The organism is Mycobacterium sp. IS-1496, assembly GCF_001499995.1.
GTDB lineage: Bacteria > Actinomycetota > Actinomycetes > Mycobacteriales > Mycobacteriaceae > Mycobacterium.
In genome coordinates, this window is sequence record NZ_LQIU01000010.1 from 53,373 (window position 1) to 68,831 (window position 15,459).

The 15,459-nt window shown below is 68.3% G+C and carries 18 protein-coding genes and 1 pseudogene; 2 read left to right on the plus strand and 17 right to left on the minus strand.

Annotated features, from left to right (window positions below; translation table 11 throughout):
* Position 1 precedes the first annotated feature (1 nt).
* From AU195_RS06785 to AU195_RS06800, 4 genes are all read right to left on the minus strand, one after another.
* A complete protein-coding gene (locus tag AU195_RS06785) occupies positions 2-1,249 on the minus strand; it encodes an endolytic transglycosylase MltG (RefSeq protein ID WP_059158305.1) in 1,248 nt (415 codons plus the stop codon).
* Positions 1,242-1,751, minus strand: a complete 510-nt coding sequence (gene ruvX / locus AU195_RS06790; protein ID WP_059158306.1) for a Holliday junction resolvase RuvX — start codon at positions 1,749-1,751, stop codon at positions 1,242-1,244. The genes AU195_RS06785 and ruvX overlap by 8 nt, the downstream gene beginning before the upstream one ends.
* Positions 1,752-1,755: 4 nt before the next feature.
* Positions 1,756-4,449 (minus strand): alanine--tRNA ligase, encoded by a 2,694-nt coding sequence (alaS, locus tag AU195_RS06795; RefSeq protein ID WP_059158307.1) that lies wholly within the window; start codon positions 4,447-4,449, stop codon positions 1,756-1,758.
* A gap of 86 nt (positions 4,450-4,535) precedes the next feature.
* The gene (locus tag AU195_RS06800) at positions 4,536-4,937 is read right to left on the minus strand and encodes a secondary thiamine-phosphate synthase enzyme YjbQ (RefSeq protein ID WP_059158308.1); all 402 of its coding nucleotides are present in this window, start codon (positions 4,935-4,937) and stop codon (positions 4,536-4,538) included.
* A gap of 118 nt (positions 4,938-5,055) precedes the next feature.
* Between AU195_RS06800 and AU195_RS06805 the strand changes: the two genes are divergently transcribed.
* Complete coding sequence (locus tag AU195_RS06805) at positions 5,056-5,676, plus strand: antibiotic biosynthesis monooxygenase (protein WP_059158309.1); 621 nt, start codon at positions 5,056-5,058, stop codon at positions 5,674-5,676.
* Between the two features lie 79 nt (positions 5,677-5,755).
* Complete coding sequence (locus AU195_RS06810) at positions 5,756-6,061, plus strand: GlsB/YeaQ/YmgE family stress response membrane protein (RefSeq protein ID WP_059094095.1); 306 nt, start codon at positions 5,756-5,758, stop codon at positions 6,059-6,061.
* Positions 6,062-6,110: 49 nt separating this feature from the next.
* Here AU195_RS06810 and AU195_RS06815 read toward each other — a convergent pair whose 3' ends face one another.
* From AU195_RS06815 to AU195_RS06875, 13 genes and pseudogenes are all read right to left on the minus strand, one after another.
* Positions 6,111-6,413, minus strand: a complete 303-nt coding sequence (locus AU195_RS06815; RefSeq protein ID WP_059158310.1) for a gas vesicle protein K — start codon at positions 6,411-6,413, stop codon at positions 6,111-6,113.
* Positions 6,410-6,610: a gas vesicle protein gene (locus AU195_RS06820; protein WP_059158347.1), complete on the minus strand. Its 201-nt coding sequence runs from the start codon at positions 6,608-6,610 to the stop codon at positions 6,410-6,412. The genes AU195_RS06815 and AU195_RS06820 overlap by 4 nt, the downstream gene beginning before the upstream one ends.
* The gene (locus tag AU195_RS06825; protein ID WP_059158311.1) at positions 6,603-7,391 is read right to left on the minus strand and encodes a GvpL/GvpF family gas vesicle protein; all 789 of its coding nucleotides are present in this window, start codon (positions 7,389-7,391) and stop codon (positions 6,603-6,605) included. Before AU195_RS06825 ends, AU195_RS06820 begins: the two co-directional genes overlap by 8 nt.
* Complete coding sequence (gene gvpJ / locus AU195_RS06830; protein WP_172800491.1) at positions 7,381-7,704, minus strand: gas vesicle protein GvpJ; 324 nt, start codon at positions 7,702-7,704, stop codon at positions 7,381-7,383. The genes AU195_RS06825 and gvpJ overlap by 11 nt, the downstream gene beginning before the upstream one ends.
* 56 nt (positions 7,705-7,760) lie before the next feature.
* Positions 7,761-8,090, minus strand: coding sequence for a gas vesicle protein GvpO (gene gvpO / locus AU195_RS06835; RefSeq protein ID WP_059158313.1), 330 nt, complete (start codon positions 8,088-8,090; stop codon positions 7,761-7,763).
* A gap of 5 nt (positions 8,091-8,095) precedes the next feature.
* Positions 8,096-8,350, minus strand: a complete 255-nt coding sequence (locus tag AU195_RS06840; protein WP_059158348.1) for a gas vesicle protein GvpG — start codon at positions 8,348-8,350, stop codon at positions 8,096-8,098.
* 3 nt (positions 8,351-8,353) lie between these two features.
* Positions 8,354-9,121 (minus strand): GvpL/GvpF family gas vesicle protein, encoded by a 768-nt coding sequence (locus tag AU195_RS06845; RefSeq protein ID WP_059158314.1) that lies wholly within the window; start codon positions 9,119-9,121, stop codon positions 8,354-8,356.
* The gene (locus tag AU195_RS06850) at positions 9,118-9,531 is read right to left on the minus strand and encodes a gas vesicle structural protein GvpA (RefSeq protein ID WP_059158315.1); all 414 of its coding nucleotides are present in this window, start codon (positions 9,529-9,531) and stop codon (positions 9,118-9,120) included. The genes AU195_RS06845 and AU195_RS06850 overlap by 4 nt, the downstream gene beginning before the upstream one ends.
* A complete protein-coding gene (locus AU195_RS06855) occupies positions 9,528-10,523 on the minus strand; it encodes an SRPBCC family protein (RefSeq protein ID WP_059158349.1) in 996 nt (331 codons plus the stop codon). Before AU195_RS06855 ends, AU195_RS06850 begins: the two co-directional genes overlap by 4 nt.
* A gap of 5 nt (positions 10,524-10,528) precedes the next feature.
* The gene (locus tag AU195_RS06860; protein WP_059158316.1) at positions 10,529-11,287 is read right to left on the minus strand and encodes a hypothetical protein; all 759 of its coding nucleotides are present in this window, start codon (positions 11,285-11,287) and stop codon (positions 10,529-10,531) included.
* 914 nt (positions 11,288-12,201) lie between these two features.
* Entirely contained in the window at positions 12,202-14,472 is a 2,271-nt protein-coding gene (locus AU195_RS06865; RefSeq protein WP_059158317.1) for an MMPL family transporter, read from the minus strand.
* Positions 14,473-14,552: 80 nt separating this feature from the next.
* A pseudogene (locus tag AU195_RS06870) lies at positions 14,553-15,022 on the minus strand (SRPBCC family protein).
* Positions 15,019-15,387, minus strand: coding sequence for an ArsR/SmtB family transcription factor (locus AU195_RS06875; RefSeq protein WP_059158318.1), 369 nt, complete (start codon positions 15,385-15,387; stop codon positions 15,019-15,021). Before AU195_RS06875 ends, AU195_RS06870 begins: the two are co-directional and overlap by 4 nt.
* Positions 15,388-15,459: the final 72 nt, after the last annotated feature.

Below are 15,459 nucleotides of genomic sequence, written 5' to 3' on the forward strand. Positions count from 1 at the left end.
CCTAACGGGCACTGTCGAGGACACCGTTGCGCCGCGCCAGTTCGATGCTGGCCAGGTGCTCGTTGTAGTCCCGGGTGAACAGCGTGGTGCCCTGCAGGTCGATGGTGACGAAGTACAGCCAGTCCCCGTCCGCGGGTTGTTCGGCCGCGACGAGCGCCGGCTTGCTCGGCGAGCAGATGGGCGTGGCGGGCAGCCCGGGCCGCACGTAGGTGTTCCACGAGGTCATCTGGGCGCGGTCGGCGTCGGTGGTGGCGACCTCGATGCGGTCCAGCGGATAGTTCACCGTCGAGTCGAATTCGAGGGTGCGGTTCTCGGCCAGCCGGTTGTAGATCACGCGGGCGACCTTCGCGAAGTCCTCCGGCTTGGACTCCCGCTGCACCAGCGATGCGACCGTGAGCACCTGATAGGGCGACAGGTTCATGGCATTGGCGGTCTCGAGCAGACCGCTCTGCGCGTACTGGTTGGCGCTCGCCCGGATCAGCGTCGCGAGGGTCTCCTGCGGTGCGGCCGACGGGTCGATGTTCCAGCTGCCGGGGGCGATCAGACCCTCGAGGCGGCGGGAGTCGTCGCCCATCGCGGTGACGGGCTGCACCGCCCATTCGGGGACGCCCAACGCCGAGGGCGCCGCCGTCTCGGCGACCTGCTTGAGCTCGTCGGCCGACACGCACTGTTGCCGCCCGTCGAGGTCCACGCAGGTGGCCTTGGAGATGAGGGTGAAGATGCCCTCTGTCACCGCGTTGGTCTTGACGTCGGACACGTCGTCGAGTTGGCGGCCCTCGGGGATCACCAGTTTGCCGACGCGGCTCTGCGGATCGATGAGCCGTTCGACCGCGTTGGCGGCCGGGATCTCGGTGCGGACCTTGTAGAAGCCGGGCTGGATGGCCGTGATGCCGGAGTTGCCCTCCGCCGCGTCGACGAACGCCTTGACCGTCGCCACGACGTTGTTGTCGTGCAACGTCTGGCCGATGGCCGTGGTCGAGTCGCCGTCGTGCACCTGGATCACCACGTCGCTGACACCCTCGCCGGCGAAGTCGTTGCTGTCGCTGCCGAACATGCCGTGCCACAGCTTGGAACCGAGGAACACCGCTCCGATGACGACGGCGATCAGCAGCGCGAGCGACACCGCACCGGCCATCCGGCGCTTCCTGCGGCCCCGTTCCAGACGCATCCGGTCCGAACGGCTCATGCCGCGTCGCGGTGGTCCCACCGCGACGGGTTCCGCACGGTCGTGACGCCAGTCCTCAGCCATGCCCGCCCTCTCCGGGCGCGGCCAGGGCCGCGCGCCGCTGGTCCAGCCAACTCTGCAAGATGCCCACCGCCGCGACCTGGTCGATCATCGCGCGCTGCCCTTTCGCGCGGACACCGGCCTCGCGCAGGGAACGCTGCGCGGAGACGGTGGTGAGCCGTTCGTCTGCCATCCGCACCGGGGTGGGCGCGATCCGCCGGGCCAGCGCCTCGGCGACATCGATGGCGTCGTGTGCGGCAGGCCCCGTCCTGTCGGCCAGCGTCCTGGGCAGCCCCACCACGACCTCGACGGCCTCGAGTTCGGTCACCAGGTGCGCCAGCCGGCGGACATGCCGGTCCGAGTTCTTCTCGCGGCGCACGGTCTCCACCGGGGTGGCCAGCACACCGTCCGGATCACTGGTGGCGACGCCGATCCGCACGCTGCCGACGTCGATGCCGAGTCGCCGCCCGCGGCCCGGGTCGCCCTCGCCGGGGCGGTCCGGGAGGCGGTGGTCGCTGTCGGTCACGGGGTCAGCTCCTGTCGATCTCGGCACGCAACGCAGCCAATGCCGCGTCGATGCCCGCCGCCCCCTTACCGGAACCCTGCGCCAGATCGGCCTTGCCGCCCCCACGGCCGTTCACCGCTGCACCGAACTGTTTGACCAGTTCGTTCGCGCTCAGGCCCAGATCCTGGGCGGCCGGATTGACGGCCACCACGAAGGGCACGGTGTCGTTCTCGCCCTCGGCGATCAGCGCGACCACGGCCGGGTCGCTGCCCAGCTTGCCGCGGATGTCACCGACGAGAGTGCGCAGATCGCCCGCCGACATCCCGCCGGCCATCCGCTGCGCCACGAGTCGGACCTTACCGACAAGCTCCGCCCCCGCGACAGCGTTGACCGCCGCGGCGCGCGCATTCGCCAGCCGCATCCGGTCGAGTTCCTTCTCCGCCGCCCGCAGCCGCTCGACGAGACCGGCCACCCTGGCCGGCACCTCGTCGGACGGCACCTTCAGCGACGAGGCCAGCCCGGCCATCAGGGCGCGCTCCTTGGCCAGGTGGCGGAACGAGTCGAGGCCGACATACGCCTCGACCCGGCGCACGCCGGAGCCGACCGACGATTCGCCGAGGATGGTCACGGGCCCGATCTGCGCGGAGCTGCGCACGTGGGTGCCGCCGCACAGTTCCAGCGAGAACGGGCCGCCGATCTCGACCACCCGCACCTCGTCGGGGTACGCCTCGCCGAACAGCGCCATCGCGCCCATCGACTTGGCCCTCTCCAGGTTCGTCGTGAAGCTGTGCACCTCGAAGTCGGCCTCGACGGCCTCGTTGGTGACCTCTTCGATCTGTGTGCGCTGTTCCTCGCTGAGCGCGCCCTGCCAGTTGAAGTCGAAGCGCAGGTAGCCGGGCCGGTTGAGCGAACCGGCCTGGACGGCGTTCGGGCCGAGGACCTGCCGCAGCGCGGCGTGCACCATGTGAGTGCCCGAGTGGCCCTGGGTGGCGCCGTGGCGCCACCGCGGGTCGACCGCCGCCACGACGGTGTCGCCCTCGACGAATTCGCCGGACTCCATGGTGACGCGGTGCACCCACAGCGTCTTCGCGATCTTCTGCACGTCGGACACCGCGGCCTTGGACGTCTCGGACGCGCCGGTTCCGGTGATGGTGCCCTCGTCGGCGATCTGCCCGCCGGATTCCGCGTAGAACGGGCTGCGGTCCAGAACCAGCTCGATCCGGTGCTGGGCGGTGACGGTGTCATGCCCGGCGACGGGCACCCGCCGGCCGTCGACGAAGATCCCGAGGATGCGCGCCTCGGTGGTCAGTTCGTCGAATCCGGTGAACTGAGTCGGATGGGTGTCCACCAGATCGCGGTAGGCGCTGAGGTCGGTGTGCGCCTGCTTCCGGGCGGCGGCGTCGGCCTTGGCGCGCTGGCGCTGTTCGGCCATCAGGGCCCGGAAGCCCTCCTCATCCACGCTCAGGTCGGCCTCGGCCGCCATCTCGAGGGTGAGCTCGATCGGGAAACCGTAGGTGTCGTGCAAGGTGAACGCGTCGCGGCCGGACAGCTTCTCGACACCCGATGCCTTGGTCGCGCGCGCGGCGTCGTCGAACAGCCGTGACCCGGAGGCGAGTGTCCGGTTGAACGCGGTCTCCTCGGCGACGGCGATGCGCTGGATGCGGTCGAAGTCCGTGCCCAGTTCCGGGTACGACGGGGCCATCGCGTCGCGCACCGTCACCATCAGGTCCGCCATGACCGGCTGGTCGACACCGAGCAGCTTGGCGGCGCGGATGATGCGGCGGAGCAGGCGGCGCAGCACGTAACCGCGTCCCTCGTTACCGGGGCTGACGCCGTCCCCGATGATGATCGCCGCGGTGCGGCAGTGGTCGGCGATGATCCGGTACCGCACGTCGTCCGTGTGGTTGCCCTTGCCGTATCCGCGCGGCGCGATTCCGGCGACCAGGTCGATGACGGGGCGCAGCAGGTCGGTCTCGTAGACGTTGTCGACGTTCTGGAGCAGGCATGCGACCCGCTCCACACCCATGCCGGTGTCGATGTTCTTGCGGGGCAACGGCCCGAGGATCTCGAAGTCCTCCTTCGAGGTGCCCTCGCCGCGCTCGTTCTGCATGAACACGAGATTCCAGATCTCGATGTAACGGTCCTCGTTGGCCTCGGGTCCGCCCTCGACGCCGTAGTCGGGCCCGCGGTCGTAGTAGATCTCCGATGACGGGCCGCACGGCCCGGGGATGCCCATCGACCAGTAGTTGTCGGCCATCCCGCGGCGCTGGATGCGCTCGAGCGGCAGCCCCGCCACGTCCTGCCAGAGCTGAATGGCTTCGTCGTCGTCGAGATAGACGGTGGCCCAGATCCTTTCGGGGTCGAAACCGTAACCGCCCTGGTCCTGCGGATTGGTCAGCAGTGTCCAGGCGAATTCGATGGCGCCCTTCTTGAAGTAGTCGCCGAACGAGAAGTTGCCCGCCATCTGGAAGAACGTGTTGTGCCGGGTGGTGATGCCGACCTCGTCGATGTCGGGGGTGCGGATGCACTTCTGCACGCTGACGGCGCGGTCCCACGGCGGTGTGCGCTGGCCCAGGAAGTAGGGGACGAACTGCACCATGCCGGCGTTGACGAACAGCAGGTTGGGGTCGTCGAGGATCACCGAGGCGCTCGGCACCTCGGTGTGGCCCGCTTTCACGAAGTGATCGAGGAAGCGCTTCCTGATCTCGTGTGTCTGCACGTCTGAGGCATCCTTATCAGGTCGGGTAATTCGACCGATCTACAGTACCCGCCGCCATCCTCGCGCCGTCACGACGACGATCGCGCTCACGTCCCGAGGAAGCTCAGCCGCACGGAGCGGCGCGGGTTGTCCCTGTTGAGGTCGACGAGCACGACACTCTGCCACGTCCCGAGAAGCGGTTCCCCGTCTTGCACCGGCACCGTGACCGACGGGGAGATCAGCGCGGGCAGCACGTGGTCGGCGCCATGCCCCGGTGACCCGTGCGCGTGGCGGTAGCGATCGTCGCGCGGGAGCAACCGCTCGAGCGTGTCGAGCAGGTCGTCGTCGGAGCCTGATCCCGTCTCGATGAGCGCGACACCGGCGGTGGCGTGCGGCACGAACACGTTGCACAGGCCGTCCCGGCGGGGTCCGCAGAACGACCGGACGGCGTCGGTCAGGTCGACGATGCGCCGCCGTGAGGTGTCGACGTCGAGGAGATCGGTGTCCATGTCGCCAGCGTACGAGCCGCGCTCAGACCATTGCCCGGCCTGATCCGGCGGAGGACAGTGATAGGTGAACCGGTGGCGCCACCGGGGCGCTGCCCCGTCACCCGAAGGGGGTGAGGCTGTGTTCGCACGCACAACCACAATCGAGGCACGACCGGACGCGGTGGACGCCGGGATCGCGCACATCCGCAACGAGGTGATGCCCGCCCTGCGTGACATCGACGGCTGCGTCGGGTTGTCCCTGCTGGTGGATCGCGAGTCGCGCCGCTGCATCGCGACCACAGCCTGGGAATCCGCCGAAGCGATGCACGCCGCCGCCGACCGGGTGCGCCCGGTGCGCGAGCGCGCCGCGGAGGTGTTCGGCGGCACTCCGGTGGTCGACGAATGGGAGATCGCGGTGCTGCACCGCGAACACCGCGCCGGCGCGGGGGCCGGGGTGCGGGCGACCTGGCTGCGGGCCCGTCCCGAACAGTTCGACCAGGCGATCGCGTTCTACCGCTCCGAGGTGCTGCCGTCGATCGAGCAACTCGAAGGGTTCTGCAGCGCCAGCCTGATGATCGACCGCGCCTCCGGCCGGGCGGTCTCCTCGGTGTCGTTCGACTCCATGGGGGCGATGAACCGCACCCGCGACCAGGCCCGCGCGCTGCGCACCGCCCGGTTGCGCGACCTCGGGGCCGACCAGCTCGACGTGGGCGAGTTCGAGTTGACGATCGCGAGCCTGCGCGTGCCCGAAATGGCCTGACGCGCACGCGATTGACGCGCGCGTTTATTCGAGGCGGAGCCAGGGTATCTCCGCAGCACCTACACCTCTTGGAGGAACCATGACAATCACCGGCATTATCAGCGCAATTCTCATCGGCATAGTCGTCGGTGCACTCGGCCGTCTGTTGCTGCCGGGCAAGCAGAACATCGGCATTCTGATCACCATCGCGGTCGGCATCGTGTCGGCGTTCATCGGAACGGCCATCGCGCGGGCGATCGGCATCCCGACCGCCACCAGCGGCATCGACTGGATGGAACTGCTCGTCCAGGTCGTGGTCGCGGTGATCGGTGTGGCCCTGGTGGCCGCGCTGATGGGTCGTCGCCACGGCGGCGTGACGGGCCGGCGGCGCACGATGATGCGGTAACCGCGCATCCCGATCGACACCGAACCCCGGCGAGCCCGGCTGACAACCGTCAGCCGGGCTCTCGGGGTAAGAGGGGGCCCAGCGGACCGAGGTCGATGTTGAGGTCCTCGGGTTCGAGCCCGAAGTGTTCCCGCAGTTCTTCCATCTTCTCCTCGAGCAGCATCAGCGTGGTGCCGATGCGCTCGATCTGTTCGTCGGTGAGGTCACCGTTGTCCACGCGTCTGATCGCCTGCCGTTCCATCAGCTGACGCAGGAGTTCGACCAGCGTCAGCACCAGGCTCACCAGACCGCGCTCCACGCTCTCCGGATCGGAGTTGATGCGTTGCCGGCGCGCCGGTTCCGGATCGGTCATCGATCACCGTCGACGGCAGGACCCAGCAGTGTGCCGACCGAGGAGATCAGTGTCCGCAGCGAGATGACCACCATGTCGACGTCGGCGATGGACAGGGTGATGTCGCCGCTGATGACCACTCCGCCGGCCAGCACGCGGTCGAGCAGATCGACCAGCGCGATCTCGCGGGTGTTGTCGGTGGGCGCCACGTCAGTCATCGGCGACCACATCCCCCGCGAAGGAGTACGGCGGCCACGGTCCGGTGATCTCCAGTTCGATGCCGGCGGTGGATTGCTCGAGTTCGTCGACCAGCGAACGGAATTCGCCGGCCCGGTCGTCGTCGACCAGGTAGGTGCCGTTGAGCACCGTCCAGCCGGCCCGTCCGGAGAGGCTGTTGTCCGCCACCGGTTTCCGTTTGCCGTCGGTCGCGAACCGCAGCAGGGCGGCGTGGATCCGGTCGGCCGCGGCCGCCGCCGTCCCGTGCGCGAGCTCCTGATGTTCGAGTGCGCGTTTGCGGCGCATCAGGTAGGCCGCACCCGATCGCCGCGCACCCGACTCGGGCTGCGGATCCTCCTGGGCGACCAGCGCTTTGGCATCGGCGTGCGCGCGGACGCCGAGCTCTATCCGGCCGGTGACCCGGGACAGCGCCGCGTGGAACTCAGGGCGTCGGCTCTCGAGCAGCGCCCGCACCCGGTCGTCGCCGAGATAGACCGTGGTCATCCGGACGGGGATGACGGGTCCGGACCGGGCGATGGCCGACACCACGGCATCGTGGGCGCGCGCCTTGGCGCCCAGCCAGTCCAGATCCTCCAGGTTCCTGCGCAGCGCATCCTGGCCGAACTCGCCCAGCGCGACGGTGCCGACGGCGGCGGCGAGGTCGCCGGCGGCCACCACCCGAACGGGTTCGTCGGCCACGCCGCGCAGGCCGGCGATGCGCTCGCCGGCCTGATCGCCGGCGACGATCGCGTAGACCCATACGCCGGTGCCCTCAGAAGTCATCCTCGAGCTCCGTGTACTGGGCCTCGACCACTTTGCGCTCGCCGTTGCCGGTCTCGAGCGCTTCGATCCGGGCGCGCAGGCGGTCGTTCTCGAGTTCCAGGTTCGATGCCTTACTGGACAGCCACGGATCGTTCACCCACCAGTCGATGCCGACCTCCCGCGCGGTGTCCAGAGACGCGATCACCAGCCGCAGCTTGATGGTCAGCAGTTCGATGTCGAGCAGGTTGACCCGGATGTCCCCGGCGATGACGATGCCCTTGTCGAGCACCCGTTCCAGGATGTCGCCGAGGTTGGTCGACTGCGGGCTGCTCATGGGGGATCCGTAGCCGCGTGGTGCCGGCGAATAACCGTCGTCGCCCGCAAGCGTCACTAGCCACCACCCCCATTGCCGTTACCGGTCTGCCCGCGCATGTACCTGCGGGTCCGCCGGTAGGTGAGCAGTTCTCCGTCGACGTCGAGTTCCACCTCGTAGAGCGCGAGGATGTCCGACGACGACGGGATCCGGCGGTCCTCCACCACCTCCACTTCGACCAACCAGCCGCCGCCGCGGGTCGGCGCCACCGAGGTGGTCTGCACCGATTCGCGACCGGTCATGCCCGTGATGTGTTCCCGGGCGAGATCGACCGCTTCCCGCGCCATCAGGGGCGGGAGTTCGGGCTCGCCGTCGTCACCGGGCCGTGCGCGCGAGCGTTCTGCCATGTGCCTCACCCACTCTCAGGCGGCGGTTCGGGCGACGCCGGGGTCACCCGAGCTTTCAGGATCTCCTGCTGTGCCGCCTTCTCTTCCTCGGCGGAGATCTCCCCACTCTCGCGGGCCTCCGCGAGAGCCTCCAGCTGCCTGCGCGTCCGCGCCGGGTCGTTCATCTCCTGCTCGACCTGCCGCTGGATGACCTCCGCCAGGGAGATCACCCCGCGGACCGGAAGCAGCGGGGCCAGAAAGATCGCGGAGAACAGACCCATCACTCATCCCGCCGGGTTGGCGGTCACGACGAAGTCGTACGCCGCCATCGGTCCGAGAAGCCGCAACTCGACCCGTCCCTGGGCGTTCTCGGCGAGTTTGTCCACGGCGGCCTCCAGTTCTTCTTCCCGCGCCACCTCCATGAGCACCGCGACGTTCACCGCATCCCACTCGTGGGTCGGCTCGCGCACGTTGACCGACCGGGCGACGGTGTTGAGCGCGTCGACCGCCGTGGCGGTGTCCGCCTGCCGTTTCGCCTCGATCGTGTTCGCGATCAGCTCGCCGAGCGCCATCCGCGAGTCACGGGACGCCTCTTCGGGTTTGGCTCTGATGTCGTCGCGGAGCATGCGAGCCTGTTCACTCTCCTCGAGGAGGTCACGCAGGAACGTCTGCTCGTCGTACCGGCCCTTGACCATGTACTGGGCGTGCCCTTCGAGTTTGGTGAGGGTCTCGTGGAATTCGTCGTGGTGGGCGCGCAACAGCTCCTCGGCGACCGCGGCGGCGTCGGTCATCACCGCCCCGAAGCGCAACGGGAGCACCGGCGCGACGGCCGCCGCCCCGTCCAGGAGGTGGGCGTGTGCCTGCAGGTCGTCGGGTGTGCCCAGAGCGTGGTCGGTCGGCACCTCGCTCACCAGCGCGGCGATCTTGCCCTCCCGTACCGTCGAGACCTTGCCCGGTGGGTCGCCGACGCCCTCGGCGTCGTCTTCGACCTGCACGTCGGCGGGAACGATGCCGTATATGTACACCGCGTTCTCCAAATCCTCAGCGGTCATCGGTCTTCTCTTCGGCTCCGAACTCTGGTGGCTTTCCGCGGCTGCTGGTTCTGGTTGAGGAGGTCGCCGAGCTTCTCCCCCGCCGCGTCCAGGACACCCTGGGTCTTGCCCTTCGCCACACCACTGGTGGCGCCCTCCGCCACGTCTCCGACCAAACCGCCGAGGTCGGACTTCGGGTCTTCGTTGGCGATGTCGAGGCGGTTGACCGCATCCGCGAAGCGCAGATACGTGTCGACGCTGGCGACCACCACACGGGCGTCGATCGTGAGGATCTCGATTCCGACCACCGACACGCGGACGTACGCGTCGAGCACGAGTCCCTTGTCGAGGATCGTGTCGATCACGTCGGCCAGGCCGCTGGAATCCGAACCCCCGCCTGCGGCGCCTGCGGGTTGGATCGCTGTGGTCATGCTCGGCTCCTTTGTGGTTTTGCGGCTCGCCGTGCCGGCGATCCGCCGTTGCTCGCGTCCCGTTTCCGGCTCACGGTCCGCCGTCGCTTGGGTGGCGGACTCTCCTCGTTATCGGGTTCCGGGTTCACGGCTGCCGGGCTCTCGCTTTCCCGCTCCTCCGGTTCCCTGGCCCCGTCGGAGACGACCTCCCCGTCGCGGATCTCGCCCGTCCAGCCGTCGATGTCCTCCGCGTTGAGCACCGCATATGCCATCACGTGACGCTGGAAGTGCTTCAGCTCCAGACGGACTCGTCGGCCTTGGGCCCGCCACAGATTGCCGGTGCGCTCGAAGAGGCCCTGTGGGTGGTATTCCAGGACGACGATCACGCGCGTCAATCTCGGCGCCAGTTCGTGGAAGGTGATGGCGCCGTCGACATACCCCTTGTCGCCCTTCGAACGCCAGACGATCCGCTCGTTGGGCACCTGCTCGGTGATGGTCGACTCCCAACTGCGGTGGGAGAGGAAGATCTGCGCCTTCCAGGTCAGCTTCTCGTCGGAGACCTGCTCGACCTGTTCGACCTTCTTCATGAACTTCGGGAAATCGGCGAACTGCGTCCACTGGCGGTAGGCGAGTTCCACCGGCACTCCGACGTCGATCTGCTCGACGATGTTGGTGACCTTGAGCCCCTTACCGCCGCCCTTGCTCTTGCCGGTGATGGCTCCGGTGACGTTCTGCACCGTCTCCTTCACCTTCTCCTTCGCACCGGAGAGGCCGCCGGCCACTGCCGCTTTCACGGGCGAGTCACCCGACAGCAGCTTGTCGGTGCCGGTCGCGGCCGCGATGAGACCGCTTCCGCCGCCGTTCTGCGCATAGTCGGTCAGCCGCTGTGTCGTGCCGCTCATGCGATTCGACGCGGAGGTGACCGCACGCTGGGCGAACGTGCCGGCCAGGGTCTGCAACGACTCCTGCAACGGGCTCGCGCCCTTGGGCGCGCCGTCTTGTTTCTGCGCCATGGTTCTCACCGTCCTCGCCGTACAGGTGCCCGCCTGGTGGACGAACGCCCGTGCCGCGCCGCCGATGTCGCCGGCTCGTCGGCGGCGGTGGCCCGGGAGGACCGACGCATCGCGGTCTTCGCCGCGGTGGGTTGACGGGTGACACGACGCCGTCTCGGCGCCGGTTCCGGTTCCGGTTCCTCGTCGAGCTCCTCGTCCAGGTCGGTGTCCTCCTCGTCCAGATCCGTGTCGTCGAGGTCCTCCTCGTCGGCGTCGTCGTCGACAAGCAGTGCCTCGTCGTCGGACTCGTCCTCGATGTCCTCGTCGTCGTAGTCCTCGGGTTCCGGCTCTTTCGCCGCCTTGCGACGGCGCCTCAACCCGGCCGCCGGTGCGAGCTGGTCGCCCACACCGGTCACGGTGTCCCCGACGGTCCCTCCGACGTCCCCGACGGTTCCTCCGACGTCGTCGAGCACCTCGTCGGTGTCGACGGCCGACGTGACGTCTTGAAGACGGTCGTTGAGCGCGTTGACCCGATTGGTCGCGGCGGCGAGCGCGGCCGCCCTGGCTGCGCCGAGGAGCTCACCGCGAAGCTGCTCGCTCAGCTGGGTCACGTCCGCGGACGCCCCCAGCGATTTCAGACCCTGTGCGGCGAGTTCTGTTGGCCCGGAGGGGAACTTTCCGGTGAGCCCGGCGCCTGCGAGCATCAGCGCCAACCGCATCTTGCGGGTTCTGCCCAGGAAATATCCCGCGCCGACCGCCAGTGCCACTTTCGCTCCGTTGGCCATGATGTCCTCTCCTCGCTCCCGACGGGTCGGTCATTCGGCCGCTCCACATCTGACGTTTCGGTATTCAACCGGTAGATATCAAGCTACCCCGATCTGTGCGCCTCGAATCATCGGAGAAGCCGTTCTCATGGAAATATCAACGCTTTGCTTTACGGATACAACCGCGTGCCTCACCACCGGGGCATCGGTCTCCGATCGGCGCCCGACGAACCATCGGCGGCAGAGATCGTGACAGCCCGGCGCCGCGAAGAGATCCCATAGAGATCCGGTTGACCTGCACAGATCACCGAAGTGTCCGTCCGTGGCGGTGCACTCCGCGGCCTCCGGGAACGGACATCGCAGGGCGCCCGACCCGGGGAATCGCCCAGCCTACGCGGCCGTTGAGCGAATTTGCCAGAACATTCTTTCATGGATCGTTTTCCACGCCGTTTATGCTATTTGCTGTCGAATTACACGATCTTGATCGCGAATCGGACGCGCCGCATTTGTCGGTGGACAAAGCAATGCATTTCCCCACCCGGACCATGCAATTCGAGGACACCGCCGCGACGTCGGCGATTTCGCGGCGAGGAGTTAACGGTGTCGGGCTCGAGGATGCTCCCACCGGTGTGCGGCGATCCCGGTCCGCACCGCGAGGCCTTGCCCGCGTGGACATTTGACACCGACCCACCTCATGCGGTCGCACCGTCTCACATCCGGGCATCGAACAAAGCCCGGCTAGCCAGTTCGCCGGCGCGACACCTGCACCGAGTGCGCATGGACGAAGCCCCGCCCGCCCGCCATATCCGACGTGACGCCCGTCACATTCAGCGGCGAAATCCCGAGCCACCCCGAGCGCCTTTTCCGCGGGCCTTTGCCTGTGAATGCAGTCGCCGGGCACTTTTTGACGCCAGCGTCTATATAGGGTCGCGCGCTCACACAGGATCCGGGAGCCGGCTCTCACTGAGCCCGATCCGGCGGTGCAGACGTACCAGGGGTTTCGGGGCCCACCAGTTCCACCGCCCGAGCACCCGCATGAACGCCGGCACCAGCACCATCCGCACGAGCGTCGCGTCGGCCAGCACTGCGAGGCTCAGCCCCAGGCCGAACATCCGCATGAACGACACGTTCGCGGCGATGAGCGCCGCGAAGCTGATCGACATCACGAGTGCGGCCGCAGTGACCACGCGTCCGGTCCGCGCCAACCCGAGCGCGACACTCTCGGTCACATCGGCCGCGGTGCGTGCCGAGGCCAGCCAGAACTCCCGGATCCGCGACATCAGGAACACCTCGTAGTCCATCGACAACCCGAATGCGATGCAGAACAGCAGCACCGGGATGTTGGCCACCAGTGTCCCGGTGGTTGTGGTGCCCAACCCGCCGAGGTGTCCGTCTTGGAAGATCCAGACCATGGCGCCGAACGCCGCGCTCAGCGAGAGCACGTTGAGCGCCAATGCCTTCAGCGGCAGCACCACGCTCGCGGTCAGCATGAAGAGAAGGCAGAACGTCGAGACCGCGATGAGCCCGAGCACCAGCGGAAGGCGTGAGGTGATCGCGGCGACGCTGTCGCGGTTGCTCGGAGCCACACCGGCCAGTTCGACCGGGCGCCCAGCTGGTCCGGCGATGTGATGCAATCGGTCGAGTTGTGCGTGCGACCGATCCGAGAACAGCGGCGCGTCGGTGGAGACGGTGAGGAACGCGCTGCCGTCGCGCACCCCGGTCGCCGCCGCCGGCGGTCCGACCCGCCGCCCGGCGACGTAGGTGCCCGTCGGCGCCGACACCGACGCCACGTCCTCGACGTGTGACAGGTCGGCGGCGTAGCTGCTCAGCGCGGATTCGGTCACCTCGCGCGCGTCGGGGATCACCACGGTGACCGCCGTCGCCGGATCGGCGGCGAACTCCGTGCGCAGCTGGTCACCGACCTCGTGAGCGGACGCCGACTGCGGCAGCACACGATCGTCGGGCAGCCCCCACCGCACCCCGAGGAACGGCAGACCGAGCACGGCCAGCACCGCGATGCCGGCCAAGCCGATCGGCACCGCCCGATGCATGACGAAAGTCGTGCTGCGGTACCAGAACTGGCGCTGCACGGGTTGGGGGGCGGGTTCGGGGCGACGCAGCAGGCGCCGACCGAGCCGCCGGACGTCCAACGCATCGATCCGGTCGCCGAGCACGGCGATCGCGGCCGGGGTGAGCGCGAGGGCGGCCACGGCCGCGAACACCACCGTCGCCACCCCGGCGTACGCGAACGACTTGAGGAAGTACATCGGGAACAGCACCATCGTGAGCATCGGCAGCGCCACCGTCGTCGCGGAGAACACCACCGTCCGGCCGGCGCTGACCATCATCCGGGTCAGTGCGGTGTCGCGATCGTGGCCGGCGGCCAGTTCGTCGCGATAGCGGCTGACCATCAGCAGGGTGTAGTCGATGGCGAGCGCCAGGCCCATCGCCATGCAGAGGTTCAAGGCGAAGATCGACACGTCGGTGACGAACGTGATGACGTGCAGCACGGCGAGCGAGCCGACGATGGCGATCAGCCCCACGGCCACCGGAACCGCCGCGGCCAGCAGCCCGCCGAACACCCAGACCAGGACGAGGAAGCTGAAGGGGATCGCGATCGACTCCATCAGCAACAGGTCTCGCTCGGTCTGGGCGGTGATCTGGCTGTCGACCATCGCCACGCCCCCGGCCCGCACCGTCACCCCGTCATGCGTGCTGCGGTCGCCGCCGACGGTCTCCACCAGTTCCTCGGCGTTACGGGCGGCCTCGTCCCCACCGGTGACGCCGGCGACCACCAGCCCGGTGTCGCCGTCCTCGCTGAGCAGCCTCTCGGCGGCGGGACCGGTCTCGGTCCAGGCCGACGTCACCGACACGACGTGCGGTGAGCGGCGCAGGGTGTCGACGATGTCGGTGCCGACGGCACGGGCCGGATCAGTGGTCGCTCCCCGCGGTGAGGCGACGGTGATGAGCAACTGGGTGTCACCCTGATCGAACCGTTGGGCGAGTAGCGCTGCGGCGCGGGAGGATTCGGCGGCGGGATCCTCGAAGCCACCGGCCGACAGTTTTCCGGCGACCGGGATGCCGAACACCGCGGCGGCCACCGCGGCCAGAATCGCGGCCGCGATGATTCGCCGCGGCGCGGCGATGGAGACGGCCGCGATGCGGGCCAGTACGCCTCGCGGGGGCACGGCGATATCGTCCCTCATCAGAAGGGCGTGCGCGGGCCTACCGTCGCTTCCGTCTGCGTGTTCCCGTATCCCAGCGCCGCGTTCTCTGCGCAGGAGCCTTACAGCGACGGCAGCAGCGCGTCGAGACGTTCGTAGCCCTCCGTCATACCGCGTTCCATGCCCGAGGACAGCAGTGCGTCGCGGGCCTCGGTGTTCGGCAGATCGACCTGCCCCGCAGCCTGCTGCGGCCGTCCCCGAGATCCTCGAACCAGAGGAACTCGATGTTGACCATGTCGGGCGCGCCCTCGAACTCGAAGGTCTGGATCACCAGATCCTCGCGCACGGTGTGGAAGACACCGTTGAACGCATAGGTGCCGTTCTCATCAGAATGCAGGTAGCGATAGCCGCCGCCGGTGCGAAAATCCCAACGCTCGACGGACATCTCGAGGCCGTGCGGGCCGAGCCACTGCCGAACCAGATCAGGTTCGGCATGTGCGCGGAACAGTGCCGCGACGGGTGCGTCGAAGTCGCGGGTGTAGTCCATGGCCAGCGTGTCCACCGGCGCGACGAGATCGAGTGCCTTGGTCATGATCGTCCCTCCTCTGGAATTTCGGTTGTCTTCGCGGTCGTCTGAACCAACAGGGCGTCCAGCCGGCGGTAGCTGCGCTCGGCGTCGAGCCGGTAGCGGTCGATCCAGCCGGTGAGCCGTTCGAGGGCGGCGGCGTCCAGATGCACCGGGCGGCGCTGTGCGTCGCGGGTGCGGGTGACCAGCCCCGCCTGCTCGAGCACCCCTATGTGCCTGGACACAGCCTGTTTGGTGATGTCGAACGGTGCGGCGAGCTCGTTGACGGTGGCGGGTCCTCGGGACAGCCGCGCCACGATCGCCCGCCGCACGGGGTCAGCGAGCGCCATGAACGCCCGGTCCAACTGCTCGTCGCTCGCACCACCCGCCATTGGTAAACCATATCCTTGATCAACTCTTTTGTTGATTACAACGGTAGGCGCGTGTGGTGCGGGTGTCAAGGG